Origin of the sequence: Vibrio sp. T11.5, from assembly GCF_027587155.1 — a bacterium.
GTDB classification, from domain to species: domain Bacteria; phylum Pseudomonadota; class Gammaproteobacteria; order Enterobacterales; family Vibrionaceae; genus Vibrio; species Vibrio neptunius.
Genome location: NZ_JAPPTP010000007.1, coordinates 111,496 through 135,692, shown reverse-complemented (window position 1 = coordinate 135,692; position 24,197 = coordinate 111,496). Strand labels below are relative to the sequence as shown.

At 44.9% G+C, this 24,197-nt stretch carries 21 protein-coding genes; 19 read left to right on the top strand and 2 right to left on the bottom strand.

Annotated features, from left to right (window positions below; all coding sequences use genetic code 11):
• Positions 1-45 precede the first annotated feature (45 nt).
• The 7 genes from OH455_RS09835 to OH455_RS09805 all read left to right on the top strand — a co-directional run bounded on the left by OH455_RS09835 (position 46) and on the right by OH455_RS09805 (position 6,959).
• The gene (locus tag OH455_RS09835) at positions 46-969 is read left to right on the top strand and encodes a carbohydrate ABC transporter permease (RefSeq protein WP_006959370.1); all 924 of its coding nucleotides are present in this window, start codon (positions 46-48) and stop codon (positions 967-969) included.
• Positions 966-1,823: a carbohydrate ABC transporter permease gene (locus OH455_RS09830; protein WP_006959367.1), complete on the top strand. Its 858-nt coding sequence runs from the start codon at positions 966-968 to the stop codon at positions 1,821-1,823. The genes OH455_RS09835 and OH455_RS09830 overlap by 4 nt, the downstream gene beginning before the upstream one ends.
• Before the next feature lie 5 nt (positions 1,824-1,828).
• The gene (locus tag OH455_RS09825; protein ID WP_269981241.1) at positions 1,829-2,944 is read left to right on the top strand and encodes an ABC transporter ATP-binding protein; all 1,116 of its coding nucleotides are present in this window, start codon (positions 1,829-1,831) and stop codon (positions 2,942-2,944) included.
• Between the two features lie 493 nt (positions 2,945-3,437).
• A complete protein-coding gene (locus OH455_RS09820) occupies positions 3,438-4,433 on the top strand; it encodes a TRAP transporter substrate-binding protein (protein ID WP_021457148.1) in 996 nt (331 codons plus the stop codon).
• 111 nt (positions 4,434-4,544) lie between these two features.
• Entirely contained in the window at positions 4,545-5,216 is a 672-nt protein-coding gene (locus OH455_RS09815; protein WP_269981240.1) for a TRAP transporter small permease, read from the top strand.
• A 3-nt stretch (positions 5,217-5,219) separates the two neighbouring features.
• Positions 5,220-6,581, top strand: coding sequence for a TRAP transporter large permease (locus OH455_RS09810; protein ID WP_269981239.1), 1,362 nt, complete (start codon positions 5,220-5,222; stop codon positions 6,579-6,581).
• 144 nt (positions 6,582-6,725) lie between these two features.
• On the top strand, positions 6,726-6,959 hold the full coding sequence (locus OH455_RS09805; protein WP_006959358.1) for a DUF2789 domain-containing protein: 234 nt from the start codon (positions 6,726-6,728) through the stop codon (positions 6,957-6,959).
• 43 nt (positions 6,960-7,002) lie between these two features.
• On the opposite strand, the gene OH455_RS09800 is transcribed toward OH455_RS09805, so the two are convergent.
• Positions 7,003-8,346: a sigma-54-dependent transcriptional regulator gene (locus OH455_RS09800; protein WP_206368483.1), complete on the bottom strand. Its 1,344-nt coding sequence runs from the start codon at positions 8,344-8,346 to the stop codon at positions 7,003-7,005.
• A gap of 22 nt (positions 8,347-8,368) precedes the next feature.
• Positions 8,369-10,153, bottom strand: coding sequence for a sensor histidine kinase (locus OH455_RS09795; RefSeq protein ID WP_269981238.1), 1,785 nt, complete (start codon positions 10,151-10,153; stop codon positions 8,369-8,371).
• Between the two features lie 508 nt (positions 10,154-10,661).
• Between OH455_RS09795 and tig the strand changes: the two genes are divergently transcribed.
• The 12 genes from tig to lapB all read left to right on the top strand — a co-directional run bounded on the left by tig (position 10,662) and on the right by lapB (position 24,177).
• On the top strand, positions 10,662-11,966 hold the full coding sequence (gene tig / locus OH455_RS09790; RefSeq protein WP_269981237.1) for a trigger factor: 1,305 nt from the start codon (positions 10,662-10,664) through the stop codon (positions 11,964-11,966).
• Positions 11,967-12,071: 105 nt separating this feature from the next.
• The gene (clpP, locus tag OH455_RS09785) at positions 12,072-12,698 is read left to right on the top strand and encodes an ATP-dependent Clp endopeptidase proteolytic subunit ClpP (protein ID WP_045975254.1); all 627 of its coding nucleotides are present in this window, start codon (positions 12,072-12,074) and stop codon (positions 12,696-12,698) included.
• Positions 12,699-12,771: 73 nt separating this feature from the next.
• Entirely contained in the window at positions 12,772-14,055 is a 1,284-nt protein-coding gene (clpX, locus tag OH455_RS09780; RefSeq protein ID WP_045975253.1) for an ATP-dependent protease ATP-binding subunit ClpX, read from the top strand.
• A 129-nt stretch (positions 14,056-14,184) separates the two neighbouring features.
• The gene (gene lon / locus OH455_RS09775) at positions 14,185-16,536 is read left to right on the top strand and encodes an endopeptidase La (protein WP_269981236.1); all 2,352 of its coding nucleotides are present in this window, start codon (positions 14,185-14,187) and stop codon (positions 16,534-16,536) included.
• A 192-nt stretch (positions 16,537-16,728) separates the two neighbouring features.
• A complete protein-coding gene (locus tag OH455_RS09770; RefSeq protein WP_045975251.1) occupies positions 16,729-17,001 on the top strand; it encodes an HU family DNA-binding protein in 273 nt (90 codons plus the stop codon).
• 173 nt (positions 17,002-17,174) lie between these two features.
• A complete protein-coding gene (gene ppiD / locus OH455_RS09765; RefSeq protein WP_269981235.1) occupies positions 17,175-19,034 on the top strand; it encodes a peptidylprolyl isomerase in 1,860 nt (619 codons plus the stop codon).
• Between the two features lie 139 nt (positions 19,035-19,173).
• Positions 19,174-19,473 (top strand): helix-hairpin-helix domain-containing protein, encoded by a 300-nt coding sequence (locus OH455_RS09760; protein ID WP_045975249.1) that lies wholly within the window; start codon positions 19,174-19,176, stop codon positions 19,471-19,473.
• A 141-nt stretch (positions 19,474-19,614) separates the two neighbouring features.
• Complete coding sequence (cmk, locus tag OH455_RS09755) at positions 19,615-20,295, top strand: (d)CMP kinase (RefSeq protein WP_206368493.1); 681 nt, start codon at positions 19,615-19,617, stop codon at positions 20,293-20,295.
• Between the two features lie 103 nt (positions 20,296-20,398).
• Positions 20,399-22,069, top strand: a complete 1,671-nt coding sequence (rpsA, locus tag OH455_RS09750) for a 30S ribosomal protein S1 (RefSeq protein ID WP_045975247.1) — start codon at positions 20,399-20,401, stop codon at positions 22,067-22,069.
• Between the two features lie 212 nt (positions 22,070-22,281).
• Positions 22,282-22,563 (top strand): integration host factor subunit beta, encoded by a 282-nt coding sequence (ihfB, locus tag OH455_RS09745; RefSeq protein WP_045975246.1) that lies wholly within the window; start codon positions 22,282-22,284, stop codon positions 22,561-22,563.
• Positions 22,564-22,700: 137 nt separating this feature from the next.
• A complete protein-coding gene (locus tag OH455_RS09740) occupies positions 22,701-22,982 on the top strand; it encodes a lipopolysaccharide assembly protein LapA domain-containing protein (RefSeq protein ID WP_045975245.1) in 282 nt (93 codons plus the stop codon).
• 25 nt (positions 22,983-23,007) lie between these two features.
• Positions 23,008-24,177 (top strand): lipopolysaccharide assembly protein LapB, encoded by a 1,170-nt coding sequence (gene lapB / locus OH455_RS09735; RefSeq protein WP_269981234.1) that lies wholly within the window; start codon positions 23,008-23,010, stop codon positions 24,175-24,177.
• Positions 24,178-24,197: the final 20 nt, after the last annotated feature.

Sequence of the window (24,197 nt, the reverse complement as noted above, 5' to 3'; positions counted from 1 at the left end):
TCCTTCTAAGACTTACTTTCAGGGAAAGTGTCACAAGGATTCGTTATGGAGCATGTTTTGACTGGGTCAAAAAGTCAGTCTGTCTATAAGCCAAGCTTTGCTGACAGGCTACAAACCTGGCTACCGAAGATCGTATTAGCACCGACCATGTTGGTTACTGTGGTGTGTATTTACGGCTACATCTTCTGGACTGCCGCACTATCTATGACCAACTCTCGATTTCTACCTAGCTTTAATTTTGTCGGTTTTACCCAGTACGAAAAGCTAATGGACAACGACCGTTGGATCACTTCGATTTCAAACTTAGGCATTTTTGGCCTGCTATTTATGCTGGTCGCAATCGGCTTAGGTGTCGGTCTAGCAATATTGCTCGATCAAAATATTCGTCAGGAAGGGGCGATTCGTACTATTTATCTCTATCCGATGGCGTTGTCGTTCATTGTTACTGGTACGGCTTGGAAATGGATTCTAAACCCGGGTCTGGGCATCGAGAAACTGATGCACGACTGGGGATTTACAGACTTCAAATTCGACTGGTTGGTAGACTCTGATATGGCGGTTTACACGTTAGTCATCGCTGCAGTATGGCAATCTTCCGGTTTTGTAATGGCGATGTTCCTGGCGGGCCTCCGTGGTATCGATTCATCGATCATCAAAGCTGCTCAAATTGATGGTGCTAATCTGCCGACGATTTACGTGAAAATTATTCTACCTTGCCTAAGGCCTGTGTTTTTCAGCGCGGTAATCATTACTTCGCATATTGCGATTAAGAGTTTTGATTTAGTGACCGCAATGACGGCTGGGGGGCCAGGTTATTCCTCTGATTTACCTGCACTGTTTATGTATGCCCATTCATTTACGCGTGGTCAGATTGGCCTTGGTGCTGCCAGTGCCATGATGATGCTAGCCGGAATTCTTGCCATTCTGGTGCCGTATTTGTATTCCGAACTTAGGGAGAAAAAATCATGACCAATAACATGAATTTTGCTCGCCTATTCATTTACTCAGCGCTGGTTTTCTTCTGTCTGGTTTACCTGATGCCATTGTTTGTCATGGTCATCACGTCATTCAAAACCTTACCAGATATCAAAGCGGGTAATTTGATGAGCTTACCTAAAGAGTGGGTGTTTGATGCTTGGTATAAAGCTTGGGACGGAGCTTGCACCGGAGTGAAATGTGAAGGTGTGAAAGGTTATTTCTGGAACTCTTTCCAGATGGTGATACCTGCTGTTGCGATCTCAACCTTACTTGGTGCTTTCAATGGCTATGTTGTGACTAAGTGGCAGTTCCGTGGTTCGAACCTCTTCTTTAGCTTATTGCTGTTTGGCTGTTTTATCCCATTTCAGGTGATCTTGCTGCCTATGGCGGCGGTGCTAGGTAAGTTGGGTTTAGCTAATACCACAGCGGGTTTGGTAACTGTTCACGTTATCTACGGTATGGCCTTTACGACATTGTTCTTCCGCAACTTCTACATCAGCATTCCTGATGAGTTGATCAAAGCAGCGAAGCTGGATGGGGCGGGTTTCTTTACCATCTTCTTCAAAATCCTGCTGCCACTTTCAACGCCAATCATTATGGTGACCGTGATTTGGCAGTTCACATCGATCTGGAACGACTTCTTGTTTGGTGTGGTGTATTCAGGATCCGACACACAGCCGATTACGGTAGCACTTAACAACTTGGTGAATACCAGCACCGGTGTGAAGGAATACAACGTGGATATGGCTGCGGCCATCATTGCCGCTCTACCGACGTTGCTGGTTTATGTGCTGGCAGGGAAATATTTTGTTCGTGGCCTGACCGCCGGATCAGTAAAAGGATAATCATAATGGCAACTTTAGAACTCAAACAGATCCGTAAAACCTACCCAAAAGCGGAACAGGAAACTCTTAAGGGAATCGATATCAACATTGACTCGGGGGAGTTTCTGATTTTAGTTGGCCCATCGGGCTGTGGTAAATCAACTTTGATGAACACCATTGCTGGTTTAGAAGGCATCAGTTCAGGTGAAATTGTGATCGATGGCCGTGATGTCTCAGTCGTGGAGCCAAAAGATCGTGACATCGCGATGGTTTTCCAGTCCTACGCGTTGTATCCAAACATGACAGTGCGCGGCAACATCGCGTTTGGCCTTAAGATCCGTAAAATGCCTGACGCAGAGATCGATGCTGAAGTGCAGCGTGTGGCCGAGATGCTACAAATCGACCATCTGCTTGACCGTAAGCCATCACAGCTATCAGGTGGTCAGCGTCAGCGTGTTGCGATGGGACGAGCCTTAGCGCGCCGACCTAAGTTATATCTGTTTGATGAACCGTTATCGAATTTGGACGCAAAACTGCGTGTCGAAATGCGTCATCAGATCAAACGCCTTCATCAACAACTCAATACCACCATTGTTTATGTTACTCATGATCAGATTGAAGCCATGACCTTGGCTGATCGCATTGCCGTGATGAAAGATGGTGAATTGCAGCAACTGGGCACACCTCAGGAAATCTACAATACGCCCAGCAATATGTTTGTTGCTGGTTTTATGGGGTCACCATCGATGAACTTCATTAAGACCATGGTTGATCTTGATGATGAGCAGCAGCCAGTGATTAAAGTAAAAGGTGGTAACGATCAGGAGCACCATATCCGTTTGCCTAACTCAATGCGTGAGCAAGATGGTAAGGAAGTTGTGATTGGTTTGCGTCCAGAGCACATTACTGAGAAACAAAATCAGGAATCGAATGCTACCACTCAACTTGATTTGCAACTTGAGGTTCTGGAACCCACTGGGCCGGATACTATCGCGATGATTAAGGTCAATGGTCAGGAGGTGGCATGTCGACTGTCTCCGGAGTTTGACGCTCGTGTTGGTCAGGTTGCCCCTCTGCATTTTGACCTGTCAAAAGCGGTATTCTTTGATGCACAAACAGAACAAAGAATTGAGTTTCATTAATAAGATTGAACACGCTCCCAACCAGTACGGGGGAGAATCGGACTGGCTTGCTGTCCGAGTTGGGAGCGTGTTCGCCCTTAATTCGGCTAATTAAAAAAACCTTTATTTAATAAAACAATCAATAGCGACTATGCTTATAGCATCATCATGAATATGAAATTCGTGTTTGTCTTGAGAGGGGAGCCAGTCAGTCTCCTTGCTGACTCTCAAATCTCATGTAATAAAAATGGCAGCCTGACGCTGCCATTTGTTTGTCTAACGTTTGGTTAATGTTAAACATGTGTAAAATGACACATTCGAGAAGTTTCGATGTGTCACTTTCCACCCATTTCTATCTAACAAATCTGTTTGTCATTGTTTTCTCGCATAGGCATGAATCTAATTTATTGAAATATAAAGATTAAATTTATTTTCATAAGTTGGCTTGGATATTGCCCTTATAAATATATCAACACCCAGTGATGGGGTTGTTCTATTAACAAGGAGAAAAACAATGCTAAAGCCTTTGACCCTACTATCGGCTTCGATTCTTGCTGTAACCAGTTTTAATGCGGCCGCTAACTGTGACCCAGGTGAGACTGTGATTAAGTTCAGCCACGTGACGAATACAGATAAACACCCTAAAGGTATTGCGGCTTCACTGCTGGAAAAACGTGTTAACGAAGAGATGAACGGAAAAGTGTGTATGCAGGTTTTCCCGAACTCGACGCTTTATGATGACAACAAGGTACTGGAAGCGCTGCTAAACGGTGACGTGCAACTTGCTGCCCCTTCTCTTTCTAAGTTTGAAAAGTTCACCAAGAAATACCGTATTTTCGATTTGCCATTCCTGTTTGAAGATGTTGACGCCGTTGACCGTTTCCAGAACTCAGAGTCTGGTGAGAAGCTGAAAAATGCAATGAAGCGTCGTGGCTTGCAAGGTTTGGCTTTCTGGCACAATGGCATGAAGCAAATGTCGGCAAACAAACCGTTATTGTCACCTGAAGATGCGAAAGGTCTTAAATTCCGTGTTCAGGCTTCTGATGTATTGGTGGCGCAGTTCGAGCAACTAGGCGCGAACCCGCAGAAAATGTCGTTTAAAGAAGTGTACGGCGGCCTACAAACTAAGGTTATTGATGGTCAAGAAAACACTTGGTCAAACATCTACGGTAAGAAATTCTTTGAAGTTCAGGACGGTATTACAGAAACCAACCACGGTATCCTAGATTACCTTGTGGTTACCTCGAACGACTTCTGGAAGAAACTACCAGCAGATCAGCGTGAACAACTGAATACCATTATTCAGGAAGTCACTGCACAGCGTAATGCCGAGTCAGCTAAAGTGAACCTAGCGAATAAGAACAACATCATCGAAGCGGGTGGTGAAGTACGTACATTGACGCCTGAGCAGCGTCAACAGTGGGTTACTGCGCTGCAACCTGTTTGGAAGAAATTTGAAAAAGACATCGGCTCTGACCTAATCGAAGCTGCACTGGCTTCAAATCAGTAACACGACAATAAAAACATCCCTGACTATTGGCCCTCCGAATCGGGAGGAGGGCCTTTTTTACCCTGCAATACCTGTTAGGCGCGGCCAACGGGTGATCAAAGCGATGTAACTATGGAACAGTCAATTTTTGCCAGAATAGGAAAGGTGACAGATGCTATCGAGGAAACGCTGATTGCGTTTTTCTTGGGAGCAATGACACTGCTGACCTTTGCTAATGTAATTTTTCGATATGTCTTTAACGACAATATTCTTTGGGCTCTTGAGCTCACCGTTTTCCTTTTTGCCTGGATGGTTCTGGTCGGCGCGTCATATGGCGTAAAAAAACATTTTCACATTGGTGTCGATGTCATCATCAACATGGCACCAGACCAACTGCGTAAAGTCTACGCGTTACTTGCAGCGGCTTGCTGTTTAGCATTCTCAATTCTTCTTCTGGTTGGTTCTTGGAACTATTGGTATCCGTTTGTCACTGAACGTGCTTGGTATGAAACCGACGATATTCCGATGCCAGAAATATTGCAGTTCCTAGCTGACTGGCTGAATGAAGGTGAGCGCTATGAAAAGCTTCCACGCTTTATTCCTTATATGGCGCTACCGATTGGCATGGCGCTGATGACATTCCGTTTTATTCAAATCACCGTACAAATCGCAACAGGTAAATTAGACCGCTTGATTGCAGGTCATGAAGCGGAAGAAGAACTTGAGGCGCTGAAAGAAGAGCTCAAAGACGCTGGTGAAGCGATGGAACCGAAAAAAACCGACGATAAGAGCAAGGAGAGCTAAGCCATGGATATTTTGTTTTTATTCATAATGGTGGTTGGCTTTATGCTGATTGGTGTGCCAATTGCCGTATCGCTTGGTCTATCGAGCATCCTGTTTTTGATGATGCATTCTGATGCTTCTTTAGCCTCGGTAGCTCAAACCCTGTTCAACGCGTTCGCCGGTCACTACACCTTACTTGCTATTCCATTCTTTATTTTGGCATCAAGCTTTATGTCGACAGGTGGTGTGGCTAAGCGAATAATTCGTTTTGCTATTGCAATGGTCGGCTGGTTCCGTGGCGGATTGGCGATGGCTTCTGTCGTCGCGTGTATGATGTTCGCCGCGCTATCAGGTTCGTCTCCGGCCACGGTTGTTGCCATCGGTAGTATCGTTATCGCTGGTATGATCAAAAACGGTTACTCCAAAGACTTTGCTGCTGGGGTGATTTGTAATGCGGGTACGTTAGGTATCTTAATTCCACCGTCAATCGTTATGGTTGTATACGCCGCTGCGACGGACGTGTCGGTTGGTCGTATGTTCCTCGGCGGTGTGATTCCAGGCCTTCTGGCGGGTGTGATGCTGATGATCGCTATCTATATTGCAGCGCGCGTTAAAAACCTGCCAAAACAGCCATTCGTTGGCTGGAGTGAAATGTTTGATGCCGCGAAAGACGCAAGCTGGGGTCTACTACTGGTTGTGATTATTCTAGGCGGTATCTATGGTGGTATTTTCACGCCGACTGAAGCTGCAGCGGTTGCTGCGGTCTATTCCTTCTTTATTGCAAACTTCGTGTACAAAGACATGGGGCCTTTCGCAGAGAAAGAAAATGGCAAGCCAGCCATCGTCAAGATCTTCCAAGCATTTGTCCATAAAGACACTAAACATACGCTGTATGAAGCGGGCAAGCTGACTATTATGTTGCTGTTTATCATTGCAAATGCCCTGATTCTTAAGCACGTACTGACAGAAGAGCGCATCCCGCAGATGATTACTGAGTCGATGCTATCTGCTGGTCTTGGGCCGATTACCTTCCTAATCGTGGTCAATGTCTTGCTTCTGATTGGTGGTCAGTTTATGGAACCGTCGGGTCTGCTGATCATTGTTGCTCCGTTGGTGTTCCCAATTGCGATTGCACTGGGCATCGACCCTATTCACCTAGGTATCATGATGGTCGTGAACATGGAAATAGGGATGATCACACCGCCTGTTGGGCTCAACCTGTTTGTAACGGCCGGAGTGGCTAAGATGTCGATGATGCAAGTGGTCAAGGCTGCGCTCCCTTGGGTGGCGGTCATGTTCTTGTTCCTCATTATCGTTACTTACGTACCATGGGTATCGACTTGGCTTCCAACGACACTAATGGGGCCTGAAATCATAACCAAGTAAGTGCCTCCTGAGTTCTAATTAAAAAGCCTCACTGTCGATGTGAGGCTTTTTTTGCTCGGGGTGATTGGGTCTATAGTTAAAGAGGAATAGTTACTGTAATTGTGGCTTAGTTGTTTTTTTTTCTGAGAATCGAGTGAGGACATTATGGAAATGCACCAACACTCAATGCGTGATTTGTTTCAGCAACTTGGACTAGCGAGCTCCGACGACAGCATTCGGGAATTTGTTAATCACCACAGTGGGCTGGTGGTCGGCACTGCACTGCATGAAGCCTTTTTCTGGTCGCCTTCACAGGCCGCGTTTCTGAAAGAAGCGATAGAAGAAGATGCTGACTGGGCAGAACTGGTCGATCAGCTCGATGTGATGTTGAGGACCTAAAGTCAAAAGCCAGCATCTGGTGCTGGCTTTATTATTACTGTGATTAATCGGTTTTGTAGTTGGCTTTGTCTAGCCCGTAACGTTGCATTTTGTCGTAGAGCGTTTTTCTCGCAAGGCTGAGTTTATCCATGGTTTGTTTGATACTGCCTCCAGACTCAAGCAAAGCTTGCTCGATCGCACTTCTTTCGAACTCTGCCACTTGTGTCGCCAGTGAGAGTGGTTGAGTACTTTGCTCCGTGTTTTCTCCAAATTGAGTCAGCTTACCCAGCAAGACGAAACGTTCGGCGGCGTTTCTTAGCTCGCGGACATTGCCGGGCCAATCATGGCTTAAAAGCTGACTCAGTACGCTGTTTGGAAGCGCAGGGGCACTTTTTCCATAGCGTGAAGCGGCAACCAACAGGAAGTGATGGAACAGAGCTGTAATGTCTTCTTTGCGTTCTCTCAGTGCAGGCAAATCTAGCGTGACGATGTTAAGGCGGTAGTAGAGATCTTGACGAAATTCCCCTGCCTCTGCGGCTTTTTTAAGATCCACTTTTGTAGCGGCAATGACTCTTATATCCAGTGGTAACAGCTCATTCGAACCCACTCTTTCAATTACGCGTTCCTGAAGGACGCGTAACAGTCGAATTTGTGCCTGCATCGGCATGGATTCAATCTCATCAAGGAATAAGGTTCCGCCCTGAGCATGCTCAAACTTACCGATACGCTTAGTTTCTGCACCAGTAAATGCGCCTTTCTCGTGGCCATAGAGCTCACTCTCGATGAGGTTCTCAGGCACTGCGCCACAGTTGATGGCGACAAAGTTCGCGTCGCGTCTTGAACTTTGTTCGTGAATTGAACGAGCAACCAGCTCTTTGCCTGTCCCTGTTTCACCAAATAAGAGAATATCGGCGTCGGTATCGGCAATATGTGAAATGGTTTCTCTCAGCATTTGGATAGACGGTGTGTCACCTATGATTCTAGGGCCGAGGGTCTGGCTCGCTTTGAGACTGCGCTTGAGTTCCTGATTCTCGAGAGTGAGTTCACGCTTTTCCAATCCGCGTCGTGTGGTATCGATGAGCCGGTCGATGGGGAAAGGTTTCTCGATAAAGTCATAAGCGCCATTTCTGAGGGCGTTAACAGCCATGGAGATATCTCCATGGCCCGTAATGAGAATGACAGGAACATCTTTGTCCTGATGCAGTACCGTTGAAAGCAGATTTTCACCGGAAAGACCGGGTAAGCAGATATCGGAAATAACCACTTTTGGCAAACCGTCCTGCTTAATGGCAAGAAGTGCATCTTCGGCACTGGAAAAAAATTGTGCGGATATTTCTTCTAACTCGAAGCTCTGCTCTATGGCTAAGCGAATATCGCTTTCGTCATCGATAAAAAAGACGTCGTACATCAAGAATCCTTTGAGTTATCTCTTAAGTCGAAACATGAAATGGTAACTGTATGGCAAACCTTGCTCCGCCATATGGCGAGGTCTCGACGGTTAACTGGCCATCCATCGCTTTAATGATCTGTTGGGAGATCGATAGGCCAAGGCCCAGACCATTCTGCTTCGTAGTAAAGAATGGCTCAAATAGGTGCTTAGCTTGATCTTTTTTAATTCCTGGGCCGTTGTCATCGATATAGATCATGATCGATGCCTCTGTTTGTTCAGTGAGGAGTTCGACAATGCGTTCGTCCTGCTCTTTCACAGCTTGTGCAGCGTTAGTGATCAGATTAATCAAAACCTGTTCAAGCTGAATCGCGTTTACCTCGGCGGAACCTGTGGTGTGATTAAACTGTGTGGCTAATTCTACCCGATAAGACTTTATCTGAGGTGCAACCAGTTCCTTCGCTGAGAGTAGGATAGGTTCGATATCGAGAACGCTTTTGTCGCTCGTGTCTGATTTGCGCGCAAAGGATTTTAGCTGATTGCTGATTTTTGCCACCCGGTCGGTCAAGGCTGAAATACGCCCTAGATTGTCATCAACGCGATCAAGTTTGTTATTATCCAGAAAGCGACGCCCGTTGTCGGCAAAGCTTCGTATAGCCGCGAGCGGATTATTTAGTTCATGACTAATACTGGCAGACATTTGGCCAAGAACGGCAAGTTTTGCCGCTTGAACAAGTTCATCTTGTGTCTGCCTTAAAACCTGTTCGGTACGAGATCTTTCCATGACTTCAGCTTGCAACTCTGAGGTCCGTTCCAATACTAGAAATTCCAGCTTTTGCTTTGCTTCAGACTGCAATTGTTCAAACTGACGCTTTTTGAGATGTCTTTGATAGGTAAGTTGCAGTGTTAAAAATGCAATTACAAATAGCAGAGTCAGTATCAGGGCGAAACTTAGCGTAGACCAAAAAACCGTTATCTTTTCAGTCAAAACACGAATGGTAAGATCGAGCAAGGAAAGTGTGCGACTGGAGACAATGTAGTCGCCTTGTATCCAGCCGAGCAAATGGTTTTCAAGCTCAGACTGGGCCTTATCGAGTTGCCCAACCAGCCCGAGAGATTTTATGTCTTTATCTAGGTATTGTCGGCTGTTGGAAATCTGATTACGTTCCGCTTCTGTCAGAGTGAGCAGGCTTTTAAATAACCATTGCGGGTTGCTCGACATGAAAATCACGCCGTAGCTGTCAGTAGCAACAAACGTATTTTGCTTAATTTTCCAGTTCTCTTCGATTGCAGAGAGGTCCATCTTGACCACTATAACGCCGGCTATTTCACCTGCGTACACGACAGGGAATGAGTAGTAATAACCTCTTTGCCCAGAGGTGGAACCGAGCGCGAAATACTGGCTGGAGTTGCCTTTTACCGCTTCTGAAAAATAGGGACGCCACGAAAAGTTTTTGCCAATAAACGAGCGCTCCAAATTCCAGTTGCTGGCGGCAATTGTGTTGCCGACCCGATCTATCAAGTAAGTATCTGACGCTTGAATAATGTTGTTAACGTTTGCTAAATAGCGGTTTGTAATGTCGAGTTGGGCTGGGTTGTCCGGCCGCATCAAGGCAGAAATTAGCTCAGTGTCTTTAGCTAGCAATTGAGGGAGATGAGCGTATTTATCGAGTCTTGAAGCAATATGGCTAGCAAAGCGATCGAGTTGTGCCTGATGTTCGTCGAGTAGTAAGTGATAGTGGTAATTCCATACCCACCGCGAGCCGACAATTAGGCAGAACAGGTAGAGAATAAACAGGTAGGCATTGGCTCGACGAAAAAATGACATCATGTTCCCTGTAATTGAGGTACTACTAATAAAGTAGGGTAATGTTTTTTGTTACAGGTGTGTTGGTTTGTGTAACGAAAATGAGTAGCAAAACCGGACTTGGATCTAGTTTTCTCGTTTAATTCAGAAAAAAGACTAGTTTCTCTTGAAAAACCGATTAACGTCCCCATTTCTGGAAGCGTTGGCTGCTGGATTGACGATTTTTTTAGCAGTTAACTGAGTTTTTAGGGTAAAGCCTGACCTATGTTAGGGATCGGCTCGACAGTGACCGATGAGGTCGGTAGAATGCTGCGTCTAAATTTTTATCCTGAGGCTAATCGGAGATACCTTTCACCAACTTGGTTGGAAAGATATCGCTAATTAGTCCGGTAACTGACTCGTTTGGTTACCGATACTCGATTTACGAAGAGTGCTCTTAGAGCGCAAACAAGGATGGGTCCTGAACTTTTTATGGTTTTAGGGCACATACGCTCAGCTCAGTCTGAGCCAGTTTTGAGGTTAATGAATAATGCAAGTTACTGTTGAAACGCTAGAGGGCCTAGAGCGCCGTCTAAACATTACTGTTCCTGCTGCTAACATCGAAGATGCTGTAACAGCTGAACTACGCAACATCGCTAAAAACCGTCGTTTCGATGGTTTCCGTAAAGGCAAAGTGCCTCTAAAAATGGTTGCGAAGATGTACGGCAAAGCAGTACGTCAAGACGTAATGGGTGAAGTAATGCAACGCCACTTCATCGAAGCGATCGTTAAAGAAAAAATCAACCCAGCAGGCGCACCAACTTTTGCTCCAGTAGAGAGCAAAGAAGGTGAAGATCTAGTATTCAACGCAACTTTCGAAGTTTACCCAGAAGTTGAGTTGAAAGGTCTAGAGAACATCACTGTTGAAAAGCCAACAACTGAAGTGCAAGACGCTGACGTTGAAGAGATGATCGAAACTCTACGTAAGCAACAAGCGACTTGGGCAGAAGTTGATTCAGCTGCTGAAGAAGGTACTCGTGCAACTATCGATTTCGTTGGTTCTATCGACGGCGAAGAGTTCGAAGGTGGTAAAGCTGAGAACTTCCCACTAGAAATGGGCGCAGGTCGCATGATCCCTGGTTTCGAAGACGGTATCACTGGTAAAACAGCGGGTATGGAATTCGACATCGACGTAACATTCCCAGAAGATTACCACGCTGAAAACCTAAAAGGTAAAGCAGCTAAGTTCGCGATCAAAGTGAACAAGGTTGAAGCTCGTGAGCTTCCAGAAATCAACGATGAGTTCGTTTCTAAGTTCGGTGTAGCTGAAGGTGGCGTTGACGCTCTTAAAGCTGAAGTTCGTAAGAACATGGAGCGTGAGCTTAAGCAAGCCGTTAAAAACCGCATCAAAGAGCAAGCGATTGATGGTCTAGTGAACGAAAATGAAATCGACGTACCATCTGCACTTATCGATCAAGAGATCGGTACACTACGTCAGCAAGCTGCACAGCGTTTTGGTGGCAACCCAGAAGCTGCTGAGCAACTTCCACGTGAGCTGTTCGAAGAGCAAGCTAAGCGTCGCGTAGTGGTTGGTCTTCTTCTAGGTGAGGTAATCAAGTCTGAAGAGCTAAAAGCTGACGATGAGAAAGTGAAAGCACTGATCGAAGATATGGCTACAGCATACGAAGATCCATCAGAAGTAATTGCTTACTACGAGCAAAACACTCAGATGATGGACAACATGCGTAATGTTGCTCTAGAAGAGCAAGCCATTGATGCTATCATCGCTAAAGCACAGGTTTCTGAGAAAGAAGTTAGCTTCAACGAGCTAATGAACCAACAGCAGCCAGCTTAATAAGCAATATCTTGCGTATAAGGTTGACGGAACGTTAACTATTCTGCTAACAATGGTCCGTATGATGTTTATCATTCGGGCCATTTATTTTAGGGACATAAGAATATGAGCTACCAAGAAAAAAATGCAATGTCACCAATTTTAGACGCGCTAGTACCAATGGTGGTTGAACAAACTTCCCGCGGTGAACGTTCTTACGATATTTACTCTCGTCTATTAAAAGAGCGAGTGATTTTCTTAACAGGTCAAGTGGAAGACCACATGGCAAATCTTGTCGTGGCACAGCTGCTTTTCTTAGAATCCGAAAATCCTGATAAAGATATTTTCCTATACATTAACTCACCAGGCGGTAGCGTGACTGCGGGTATGTCTATCTATGACACTATGCAGTTTATCAAACCCAATGTGAGCACTGTGTGTATGGGGCAAGCTTGCTCTATGGGGGCTTTCCTTCTTGCTGGTGGTGCTCCAGGCAAGCGTTATGTACTGCCAAATTCTCGCGTTATGATTCACCAGCCACTAGGCGGCTTCCAAGGACAGGCATCTGACATCCAAATCCACGCTCAGGAAATCCTGACTATCAAGCAGAAGCTGAATAAGTTGCTTGCAGAACACACAGGCCAACCTCTTGAAGTTATTGAGCGTGATACTGACCGTGATAACTTTATGGCCGCAGAACAGGCGGTAGAATATGGTTTGGTCGATGCTGTACTGACTCATCGCGGTGAGTAATAATTGCCAGAGCATTTTGGCTATAATTGATATACACTCAGAACATAAAGAGTAAAGGCTAAGAGGTTAGCGAATGACAGACAAAAGCAAAGAGAGCGGTAGTAGTAAGCTTCTTTACTGCTCTTTCTGCGGCAAAAGCCAGCACGAAGTTCGCAAGCTAATTGCAGGTCCATCCGTTTATATTTGCGATGAATGTGTCGATTTGTGTAACGACATTATTCGTGAAGAGATCAAAGATGTTCTGCCTAAGAAGCAATCTGAAGCACTACCAGTGCCAAGAGAGATTCGGGAACACCTAGATGATTACGTGATAGGGCAAGATTACGCTAAGAAAGTGCTAGCGGTAGCCGTTTATAACCACTATAAGCGTTTACGTAATGGAGATACGACAAGTGAAGGAGTGGAGCTTGGTAAAAGTAACATCCTTCTTATCGGACCTACAGGTAGTGGTAAAACGCTGCTTGCCGAGACGCTTGCGCGTTTCCTCGATGTACCATTCACTATGGCAGACGCGACTACGTTAACTGAAGCTGGTTACGTGGGTGAAGATGTCGAGAACATCATTCAGAAGTTGCTGCAGAAATGTGACTATGACGTAGCAAAAGCAGAACGTGGCATCGTGTACATCGATGAGATCGATAAGATTTCACGTAAAGCTGAAAACCCATCTATCACACGTGATGTGTCTGGTGAAGGTGTTCAGCAGGCGCTACTTAAACTGATTGAAGGCACAGTAGCTTCTGTGCCACCTCAAGGTGGTCGTAAACATCCACAACAAGAGTTCCTTCAAGTCGATACTTCCAAGATTTTGTTTATCTGTGGCGGTGCATTTGCTGGTCTAGACAAGGTGATTGAGCAACGCGTAGCAACTGGCACGGGCATTGGCTTTGGCGCGGAAGTGCGTTCTAAAGATGAAACCAAGACTGTCGGTGAGTTGTTTACACAAGTAGAACCAGAAGATTTGGTGAAGTATGGTTTGATTCCAGAGTTCATTGGTCGTCTTCCTGTGACGACAACATTGACAGAGCTGGATGAAGAAGCGCTTATCCAAATTCTATGTGAACCAAAGAATGCACTAACTAAGCAATATGCAGCGCTCTTTGAACTTGAAGACTCAGAACTTGAATTCCGTGAAGACGCTTTGCGTGCTATTGCGAAAAAAGCGATGGAACGTAAAACGGGCGCACGTGGATTGCGTTCAATTCTAGAGGGTGTTCTGCTTGAAACTATGTACGAACTGCCGTCTATGAATGATGTGAGTAAAGTTGTGATCGATGAGTCTGTAATCAATGGCGAGTCTGAGCCATTGCTCATTTACAGCAACTCAGATAACCAGGCTGCTGGTGCTGAATCCTAATCAGATTCACATAAATTAATGAATAATTTAAGGAGGTAATCATTTACCTCCTTTTTTTTATTCTTTCATTGAATCCAACCAATTAGCCCCCATATACTGCTCATAGGACTAAGCGGAAGAGAGAAGAATATGAACTTGGAACGTTCCGAACGTATCGAGATCCCCGTACTACCTCTAAGAGATGTAGTCGTTTACCCGCACATGGTAATTCCTTTGTTTGTTGGTCGTGAAAAGTCAATTGCTTGCCTTGAAGCAGCAATGGACAACAACAAGCAAATATTGTTAGTTGCGCAGAAAAAAGCGGAAACAGATGAACCAACAAAAGACGATTTGTTCGATGTTGGTACAGTGGCAACTATTCTTCAATTACTTAAACTGCCTGATGGGACGGTGAAAGTGCTAGTTGAAGGCCAGCAACGTGCAAAAATTCACAAGTTTACTGAAGAAGAATTCTTCACTGCTGATGCCGAGTATTTGAACACTGAGCAGCTCGACGAGCGCGAAGAAGAAGTGATTGTTCGTAGTGCGATTAATCAGTTCGAAGGTTTTATTAAGCTAAACAAGAAAATACCACCTGAAGTACTGACTTCTCTAAACGGTATTGATGAAGCAGCACGTTTGGCGGATACGATCGCAGCCCACATGCCCTTGAAGTTAGCGGACAAGCAAATTGTGCTTGAAACTCTGGGTGTGACTGAACGTCTAGAATTTTTGATGGGACAAATGGAATCCGAGATTGACCTGCTGCAGGTTGAAAAACGCATTCGTACCCGTGTCAAAAAGCAGATGGAGAAATCTCAGCGTGAGTATTATCTGAACGAGCAGATGAAAGCGATTCAGAAAGAGCTCGGTGAGACGGAAGATGGTGTGGACGAGTTTGAAGCTCTGAAACAAAAAATCATCGACTCAAAAATGCCTCAAGAAGCGCGCGAAAAGACAGAGCAAGAACTACAGAAGTTGAAAATGATGTCGCCAATGTCGGCTGAAGCGACTGTAGTGCGTGGTTACATTGATTGGATGCTAGGTGTACCATGGCATAAGCGTTCGAAAGTTAAGAAAAACTTGGCGAAAGCAGAAGAAGTGCTTAACGAAGACCATTATGGTCTTGAGCGTGTTAAAGAGCGTATTCTTGAATATCTCGCGGTGCAAAACCGAATCAATAAGCTCAAGGGACCGATCCTGTGTCTTGTCGGGCCTCCAGGTGTAGGTAAAACCTCACTAGGTCGCTCAATTGCTGCTGCAACAGGTCGCAAATACACCCGCATGGCACTGGGTGGTGTACGTGATGAAGCTGAAATCCGTGGCCACCGTCGTACCTATATAGGCTCTATGCCAGGTAAGCTGATTCAGAAGATGTCTAAAGTTGGGGTTAAAAACCCACTATTTCTTTTGGATGAGATCGACAAAATGTCTTCTGACATGCGTGGTGATCCTTCGTCAGCTCTACTGGAAGTACTGGATCCAGAGCAAAACAACGCCTTTAACGATCACTATTTAGAGGTTGATTATGACCTATCTGACGTGATGTTTGTTGCAACGTCTAACTCAATGAATATTCCAGGTCCGTTATTGGATCGTATGGAAGTCATTCGTTTATCTGGTTACACAGAAGATGAGAAGCTCAACATTGCAAAACGTCACTTAGTTGAGAAACAGATCAAACGTAATGGTTTGAAGCTGGGTGAAATCGAGATTGAAGACTCTGCAATCATAGGCATTATCCGTTACTACACACGTGAAGCAGGTGTGCGTAGCCTAGAGCGTGAAATCTCCAAGATTTGCCGTAAAGCGGTGAAAAATATCCTGCTCGACAGTAGCCTTAAAACGGTCACTGTGAACATGGATAACCTAAAAGAGTACTTAGGTGTTCAGCGTCATGATTACGGTAAGGCGGATGACAGTAACCGCATTGGTCAGGTAACAGGCTTAGCGTGGACGGAAGTCGGTGGCGATCTTCTCACGATTGAAACAGAAGCGATGCCGGGTAAGGGTAAACTGACTCAAACTGGCTCTCTTGGCGATGTGATGCAAGAGTCGATTCAAGCTGCGATGACAGTGGTTCGTTCTCGTGCTGTTAAGTTGGGCATCAACTCTGACTTCTACGAGAAACGTGATATCCATGTACACGTGCCTGAAGGTGCGACACCGAAAGACGGCCCTAGTGCGGGTATTGCAATGTGTACAGCGCTTGTCTCAAGCCTGACAGGTAACCCAGTCAAAGCGGAAGTCGCGATGACAGGTGAAATTACCCTTCGTGGTGAAGTTTTACCTATCGGTGGTTTGAAAGAGAAACTACTGGCAGCGCATCGTGGTGGTATCAAAACGGTCTTAATTCCAAAAGATAACGAGCGTGATTTAGAAGAGATTCCAGAAAACGTTATTGCTGATCTGAAGGTAATTCCAGTTCGTTGGATTGACGATGTTCTGAAAGTAGCGCTAGAAAAAGACCCGTCAGGTGTCGAAATTGCTGCTGTAAAATAGTGATGTGCAGCAAAAATAAATAAAAGATTACGCTGATTGGCATAAAAAGGCTTGTCAGCGTTTTTTTTGGGCGCTAACGTTACTCACATAGCTTCAGGCCTTATTGTACAAGGGGTTGAAGTTAGTTTTAAATTGAAATGGAACGAATGCTGCCTTTAAAAATAACAACAGGTGGCGCAAAGGGGAATCACAGTGAATAAAACACAATTAGTAGAAAAAATTGCAGAAAGCGCTGACCTGTCAAAGGCTTCAGCGGGACGTGCTCTTGACGCATTTATTGAAGCAGTAGGTGACACTCTTCAGTCGGGTGATCAAGTTGCGCTAGTAGGCTTTGGTACATTTAGTGTGCGTACTCGTGCAGCTCGTACGGGTCGTAACCCAAAAACGGGTGAAGAAATCCAAATCGCAGAAGCAAAAGTACCAGCATTCAAAGCTGGTAAAGCTCTGAAAGACTCTTGTAACTAGTCTTGAAATTGCCGATAGCGGCAGTTTTTATCGAACCTTTTTTAATTATGCGCATCATACTGATGCGCATTTCTTTTTCTGATATTATCGCGCTATCTGATTTTAATTATAACGTACGCCGTGTTAGCAGCGATAAGAGCTAGTGCGGACTATACGCGGAGAGTGTTTTACATATGATGGATCGATTACGCGAAGGCGTTAATAGCATCGCGGTTAAAATTATCCTTGGATTAATCATCCTATCTTTCGTCTTTGCTGGTGTTGGCAGCTACATTGTTGGCGGTAGCAACAACTCAGCAGCAAAGGTTGGTAATGTAGAGATTGGTCGTGGTGAGTTTGAACAAGCTTACCAGAACGAGCGCAATCGCATGCAAGCTCAGCTTGGCGATTATTTCTCTAATCTGCTAGCGGACCCAAGCTACGTTGAATCTTTCCGTAAGTCAGTGCTTGACCGAATGATCAACGATTTGTTGCTTGAACAACATGCTGAGGCTCTGGGCTTACGCGTTAGTGATAATCAGGTAAGAAGCATGATCGTGGACATGCCTCAATTTCAAGTGGATGGCAAGTTTGATCAAGAGATATATCAAGCATCTCTTCGTCGTGCCGGCTTTACGCCTGATAGCTTTGCAGAATATCTACGTAGAGACCTTGTGCGTAATCAACTGCTCACTGCTATCCAATCGAGTGACTTCTCACTAGAAGGTGAAGTGGACGCGCAAAGCAAGCTTTTGACCCAGACTCGTGAAATTAAGAAAGTGACGCTTTCTTTGTCTGAATTTGCTTCGAAGGCCGAGCTATCTGAGTCTGAAATTAACGACTACTACACTCAAAACTCAGATCGTTATACTCGTCCTGAACAAGTTAAAGTAGCTTATATCGAGCTGTCTGCACAGCAGTTGAAAGAGGCAGTACAAATTTCTGATGAGCAAGCTAAGCAATATTACCAAGATCATCTTGATAAATATTCTTCACAAGAACAGCGTCGTGTTAGCCATATCTTGATTCAAGGCGATGACAAAGCTAAAGCTCAGTCTATTCTGGACCAATTAAACGCTGGTGCTGATTTTGCTGCTTTAGCTGAAGAAAAGTCTGATGATTTTGGAAGTGCTTCTGAAGGCGGTTCTCTTGGTTGGATTGAGCGTGATGTTATGGACCCAGCATTTGAAGAGGCAGCGTTTGCTCTGAAGAAGGCTGGTGACGTGACAGGTTTGGTGAAATCTGATTTTGGCTATCACATCATTAAGCTTGATGAGCTGAAAGGTTCTGTGGTTAAGCCTTATGATGAAGTGGCTGCTGAAATAAAACAGGAACTGAAAGACCAACAAGCCATTGATCAATTCTATGAGCTGCAGAGTGAGCTAGAAAAAGTTGCATTTGAATATCCAGATTCTTTGGATGATGCGGCTAGGGCAGTCAAAGCTAAAATTCAAGCGACAGACTTCATTTCTCAAGCTGATGCGCCGGAGTTGTTAAAAACCCCCGCTGTAATGCAGGCCATTTTAAGCCCTGAAGTGAAAGAAGATGGGTTGAACTCAGAAGTGATAGAAGTGGCACCTGAACACGTGATTGTTGTTCGTGTAGAAGATACGCGTGACGAAACAGTACTTCCACTAGAGGACGTTCGCGAGCAAGTGACAACGGCGCTGGCGAAAGTGAAAGGTGAACAAAGCGCAATTGAGCTTGCTGACAATTTGGTTGCAGAGTTGAAGAAGGGCAACAAAGACCTAATGACTGAAAATGGTCTTGCTTTTAGTGACTTGGAAAACATTGATCGTAGCTCTCCGTTGGCTGACGTAGTGTTCTCTATGAAAAAACCCAACGAAGGTGAAGTCGAATTTGCACAGGCAAAAGATTTTAATGGCGATGTTGTTGTGGTTGAACTTACCAAAGTGAAATCTGATGATAATACTCAGTACAATGAACAGATTAGTACTCAGTTAACCCAGATGAACGCTCAGCAAGACCTTTCCGGTTTAATCAATATCCTTCGTAAAACCATAGATATCGAATATTATGCTGTGACTCAGTAATCTGAATGGATGTAACTGATAAACTACTTATAACGGGCTGCAGATGCAGCCCGTTTTATTTTGAGCAGTTTTCTCCCTTTCTGTCGGCAGGTTCCTTTACGGTATCTGTTCCATCATGTTACTTAGACGAGGAGAGCAAATGTTACGCACACTCTGGATGAGCCTGTTAATGGTGATAGTGGCCTATAGTCCGATCAGCATCTCGGCTGAAAAAGTCAACAACGCAGAATACGCTGGAATTGAAATTACAGTAAATGTTAACACCGCTGAAGCGGCTGAATTGGCAGCGCTGCTGATTGGGGTTGGTGCCCAAAAAGCCCAAGCGATTGTTCGGTATAGAGAAGAAAACGGTCCATTCTTGAAGGTGAGTGATTTGGCTTTGGTTAAAGGTATTGGTCCTGCTTTAATCGACAAAAACCTTAGCCGCATAAAGTTGTAAATAGGTAGAGCGCTTAGCGCTCTATTTTTTTAGCTTTTTCCTTTCATTACTCTCTGGTGCAGAGAGGTGAATCCCACTATAATTCACGCCGAATACTGGTCAGCTCAATGGCTATTATTTTCAACTAATGTGGAGTAAAACATGTCGTCTCATACGCCGGTTGTAACCGTTGATGGACCAAGTGGTGCAGGTAAAGGCACTCTCTGTATGCTTCTAGCGAAGAAGTTTGGCTTTCACTTATTGGATTCCGGTGCGATTTATCGTGTCTTGGCTTTGGCTGCAATTCACCATGGTGTCGATCTGGACTCTGAAGATGCGCTTGTACCATTAGCAACACATCTTGATGTTCAGTTCATTGCCGAAGGTGACTTAGTCAAAGTCATTCTGGAAGGGGAAGACGTTTCAGGTGAGCTCCGCAAAGAAGAGACTGGAATGGCGGCTTCAAAAGTTGCTGCGTTTCCGCGAGTGCGTGAAGCCCTACTTCGACGTCAACGTGCGTTTGCCGAAGGTAAGGGGCTAGTTGCAGACGGTCGTGATATGGGCACAGTTGTTTTCCCTCAAGCTGAAGTGAAAATTTTCCTCGATGCTAGTGCAGAAGAGCGAGCGAACCGCCGCCTTAAACAGTTGCAAGGCAAGGGGTTAAATGTTAAATTTGACGACCTTTTGAGCGAGATCCAAGAGCGTGACGACCGAGATCGTAACCGCCCGGTGGCACCATTACGCCCCGCAGAGGATTCGCTTTTGCTTGACTCTACCACAATGAACATCGACGAAGTGGTAGAAAAGGCACTACAATATATCGAATCTAAGCTAGTCGTTTAGGCGGCTAGGTAAGAACGTTGATCGCATGGATGATGATCGGCGAAGCTAATAACCCCACGTGGTAGGACACCCGTGGACGTTTAATTTATTGAAGATTAAATAAATGACTGAATCTTTTGCTCAACTCTTTGAAGAGTTTCTAAACGAGACTGAATTCCAACAAGGTACTATCGTTAAAGGTACTGTAGTCGCTATCGAGAACGGTTTCGTTCTTGTTGACGCTGGTCTTAAGTCTGAGTCTGCAATCCCTGCTGAACAGTTCAAGAACGCTGCTGGCGAACTTGAAGTTGAAGTTGGTTCTGAAGTAGACGTAGCGCTAGACGCTGTTGAAGACGGTTTCGGTGAGACTCAACTTTCTCGTGAGAAAGCGAAGCGTCACGAAGCTTGGATCGTTCTTGAGAAAGCTTACGAAGAAGCTGAAACTGTTGTTGGTATCATCAACGGTAAAGTTAAAGGCGGTTTCACTGTTGAACTAAACGGTATCCGTGCTTTCCTTCCAGGTTCTCTAGTAGACGTACGTCCAATCCGCGACACTGCTCACCTAGAAAACAAAGAGCTAGAGTTCAAAGTTATCAAACTTGACCAGAAGCGTAACAACGTAGTTGTTTCTCGCCGTGCGGTAATCGAGTCTGAGAACAGCGTTGAGCGTGATGAGCTTCTTGAGTCTCTACAAGAAGGCGCAGAAGTTAAAGGTATCGTTAAGAACCTAACAGACTACGGTGCATTCGTAGATCTAGGTGGTGTTGACGGTCTTCTACACATCACAGATATGGCTTGGAAGCGCGTTAAGCACCCTTCTGAGATCGTGAACGTTGGTGACGAGATCCAAGTTAAAGTTCTTAAGTTCGACCGTGAGCGCACACGTGTATCACTAGGTCTTAAGCAACTAGGCGAAGATCCATGGGTAGCAATCGCTAAACGTTACCCAGAAGGTCACAAACTTTCAGGTCGCGTTACTAACCTAACTGACTACGGCTGTTTCGTTGAAATTGAAGAAGGCGTTGAAGGTCTAGTACACGTTTCTGAAATGGATTGGACTAACAAGAACATCCACCCATCTAAAGTTGTTAATGTTGGCGACGAAGTTGAGGTTATGGTTCTTGAAATCGACGAAGAACGTCGTCGTATCTCTCTAGGCCTGAAACAGTGTAAAGCTAACCCATGGCAATCTTTCGCTGAAGCGCAAGCTAAAGGCGACAAGGTGACTGGTAAGATCAAGTCTATCACTGACTTTGGTATCTTCATCGGCCTAGATGGCGGCATCGACGGTCTTGTTCACCTATCTGACATTTCTTGGAATGTTGCTGGTGAAGAAGCAGTACGTGAGTACAAGAAAGGTGACGAGATCTCTGCAGTTGTTCTAGCAGTTGACGCAGAGCGTGAGCGCATTTCTCTAGGTGTTAAGCAAATGGAAAATGACCCATTCAATGCTTACGTTTCTGAGAACAAGAAAGGTGCACTAGTTAACGGTACTGTTACTGCAGTAGACGCTAAAGGTGCAACTATCGAACTAGAAGAAGGCGTAGAGGGTTACATCCGCGCTTCTGAAGTTGCTCGCGACCGCGTAGAAGATGCTTCTCTAATCCTAAGCGTTGGCGACAGTGTTGAAGCGAAGTTTACTGGTGTAGACCGTAAGAATCGCGTAATCAACCTATCTGTTAAAGCTAAAGATGAAGCAGAAGAGCAAGAAGCAATGGCTTCTCTGAACAAAGCAGATGATGCTTCGTTCGGTAACGCAATGGCTGACGCTTTCAAAGCAGCTAAAGGCGAATAATACATCGCTTTACTGAAAAAGGAGCCGAAAGGCTCCTTTTTTATGGATTGAGCTAAACGAGTCCTAATACCAATCTCAGCAAGTAACTCTGATAAAACGCGATTTGAAAATTGCGCAATTTGTTGGTTTTGTGTCTAGAATTGATAGCAAGTGTTTGTTGGAATTGGTATTACTTACTATAATAAGTGATAAACTACTCTACGAGGGAAACTATGACTAAGTCTGAACTGATTGAGAGACTCTGCGCTGAGCAAACCCACCTTTCAGCGAAAGAGATTGAAGATGCTGTGAAAGACATTCTAGAGCATATGGCTTCGACACTAGAAACCGGCGATAGAATTGAAATTCGCGGATTTGGTAGTTTCTCTCTGCATTATCGCGAACCTCGTGTAGGTCGCAACCCGAAAACTGGTGAAAAAGTCGAGCTTGATGGAAAATACGTCCCTCACTTTAAGCCAGGCAAGGAATTACGTGAGCGTGTCAACCTCGATTAATTCCTGTTATTCATCTGAAAAAGCGGCATACTTTCGTATGCCGCTTTTTTATGAGATGAAATTCAGAGATAGGCATGGTTTGTTCAGGGGTTTTACTGCATAATCGTATCGGCAGATATCGACTTAGGTGATAGAACATGAAAATTATAAAAATTGTTATCGTGCTGGCCCTGTTTTTAATCGCACTGGCTTTAGGCTCTCAGAATCAAGAAGTAGTTAAATTTAATTACTTGTTGGCACAAAGTGAGTTTCACCTATCAACATTAGTTGGTGTTGTATTTGTAACTGGCTTCGTTTTAGCTTGGATTATCTTCGGTAGTTTGCATCTACGCTCTCAACAACAAGTACGAAAGCTAAGAAAACAAGTGAAAAAACTTTCTCCTCCAGAAAGCGAACCTCAACAGGTTAAAGCCCAATAAGTTGTATAGATAGGCTTTTTACTCGATGCTAGAAATACTCTTCTTGTTACTACCAATCGCTGCTGCATACGGTTGGTATATGGGTAATCGAAGTGCCCAGCAAGACAAGCAGAAGCAATCCAATCAAATTTCCCGCCAGTATGTGACGGGTCTAAACCTGCTATTGTCTGATCAATCAGACAAGGCGGTAGACCATTTCATTGAACTTCTTCAGGTCGACAACGAAACGATTGATACCCATTTGGCATTGGGAAACCTCTTCCGCTCTCGCGGTGAAGTAGATCGTGCGATTCGTATTCACCAGAATTTGATTTCACGTTCAGGCCTAACGATCGACCAAAAAAATATTGCTCTTCAGCAATTAGCCAAAGACTATATGGCTTCAGGGTTTCTTGACCGAGCAGAGAAGATTTTCGAGCAACTTGTCGAGGAACCTGATCATCGAGAAGCCGCATTACAACAGCTGGTTTCGATTTATCAACAGACTCGCGAATGGGGTAAAGCGATTCAATATGCTTCGCAGTTGGTTAAATTGGGTCGAAAGAGGATGCGCACCAGTATCGCGCATTTCTGGTGTGAGCTTGCAATGCAAGATAAAGCTGACGGCGATAGCCATCGCGCTATTCAGCATTTCAAACGAGCGATATCAGAAGATCCTAAGTGTGTCAGAGCAAGTATTGCCCTAGGCAAGCTGTACTTGGACGTTGAAGATTATGCTAAAACGATAAAGTATTTGGAAATGGTGCTTGAGCAAGACAAAGACTTCATCAGTGAAGTGTTGCCCATTCTTGCAGATTGTTATCACCATCTTGGCCAAGAAGATGAGCTGCTAGATTTCTTACGCCAATGTATAGTCGCTAAGGCTGGTGTATCGGCAGAACTGATGTTGGCGCAATTGGTAGCACAACATGAAGGCTCAGGCACAGCACAAGAACTTTTGACTCGTCAGTTAGTAAAAAATCCAACAATGAAAGGTTTCTACCGCTTGATGGACTATCACTTGGCAGATGCAGAGGAAGGTCGGGCGAAGGCCAGTTTGCAAACACTTCAGAGACTAGTTGGCGAACAGCTTAAGGTGAAGCCGCACTATCGATGCCGCAAATGTGGCTTCTCTACCCATTCCATGTATTGGCATTGTCCCTCATGCAAAGGTTGGGGGACCATCAAACCTATTCGAGGCCTTGATGGTGAGTAAGAGATTCGATTGGTATTCCA

What these genes read in the sequence shown, in the direction of transcription:
- OH455_RS09835 (WP_006959370.1), top strand. Translation starts at nt 46, where the DNA reads ATGGAGCATGTTTTGACTGGGTCAAAAAGTCAGTCTGTCTATAAGCCA.
- OH455_RS09830 (WP_006959367.1), top strand. Translation starts at nt 966, where the DNA reads ATGACCAATAACATGAATTTTGCTCGCCTATTCATTTACTCAGCGCTG.
- OH455_RS09825 (WP_269981241.1), top strand. Translation starts at nt 1,829, where the DNA reads ATGGCAACTTTAGAACTCAAACAGATCCGTAAAACCTACCCAAAAGCG.
- OH455_RS09820 (WP_021457148.1), top strand. Translation starts at nt 3,438, where the DNA reads ATGCTAAAGCCTTTGACCCTACTATCGGCTTCGATTCTTGCTGTAACC.
- OH455_RS09815 (WP_269981240.1), top strand. Translation starts at nt 4,545, where the DNA reads ATGGAACAGTCAATTTTTGCCAGAATAGGAAAGGTGACAGATGCTATC.
- OH455_RS09810 (WP_269981239.1), top strand. Translation starts at nt 5,220, where the DNA reads ATGGATATTTTGTTTTTATTCATAATGGTGGTTGGCTTTATGCTGATT.
- OH455_RS09805 (WP_006959358.1), top strand. Translation starts at nt 6,726, where the DNA reads ATGGAAATGCACCAACACTCAATGCGTGATTTGTTTCAGCAACTTGGA.
- OH455_RS09800 (WP_206368483.1), bottom strand. Translation starts at nt 8,346, where the DNA reads ATGTACGACGTCTTTTTTATCGATGACGAAAGCGATATTCGCTTAGCC.
- OH455_RS09795 (WP_269981238.1), bottom strand. Translation starts at nt 10,153, where the DNA reads ATGTCATTTTTTCGTCGAGCCAATGCCTACCTGTTTATTCTCTACCTG.
- tig (WP_269981237.1), top strand. Translation starts at nt 10,662, where the DNA reads ATGCAAGTTACTGTTGAAACGCTAGAGGGCCTAGAGCGCCGTCTAAAC.
- clpP (WP_045975254.1), top strand. Translation starts at nt 12,072, where the DNA reads ATGAGCTACCAAGAAAAAAATGCAATGTCACCAATTTTAGACGCGCTA.
- clpX (WP_045975253.1), top strand. Translation starts at nt 12,772, where the DNA reads ATGACAGACAAAAGCAAAGAGAGCGGTAGTAGTAAGCTTCTTTACTGC.
- lon (WP_269981236.1), top strand. Translation starts at nt 14,185, where the DNA reads ATGAACTTGGAACGTTCCGAACGTATCGAGATCCCCGTACTACCTCTA.
- ppiD (WP_269981235.1), top strand. Translation starts at nt 17,175, where the DNA reads ATGATGGATCGATTACGCGAAGGCGTTAATAGCATCGCGGTTAAAATT.
- OH455_RS09760 (WP_045975249.1), top strand. Translation starts at nt 19,174, where the DNA reads ATGTTACGCACACTCTGGATGAGCCTGTTAATGGTGATAGTGGCCTAT.
- cmk (WP_206368493.1), top strand. Translation starts at nt 19,615, where the DNA reads ATGTCGTCTCATACGCCGGTTGTAACCGTTGATGGACCAAGTGGTGCA.
- rpsA (WP_045975247.1), top strand. Translation starts at nt 20,399, where the DNA reads ATGACTGAATCTTTTGCTCAACTCTTTGAAGAGTTTCTAAACGAGACT.
- ihfB (WP_045975246.1), top strand. Translation starts at nt 22,282, where the DNA reads ATGACTAAGTCTGAACTGATTGAGAGACTCTGCGCTGAGCAAACCCAC.
- OH455_RS09740 (WP_045975245.1), top strand. Translation starts at nt 22,701, where the DNA reads ATGAAAATTATAAAAATTGTTATCGTGCTGGCCCTGTTTTTAATCGCA.
- lapB (WP_269981234.1), top strand. Translation starts at nt 23,008, where the DNA reads ATGCTAGAAATACTCTTCTTGTTACTACCAATCGCTGCTGCATACGGT.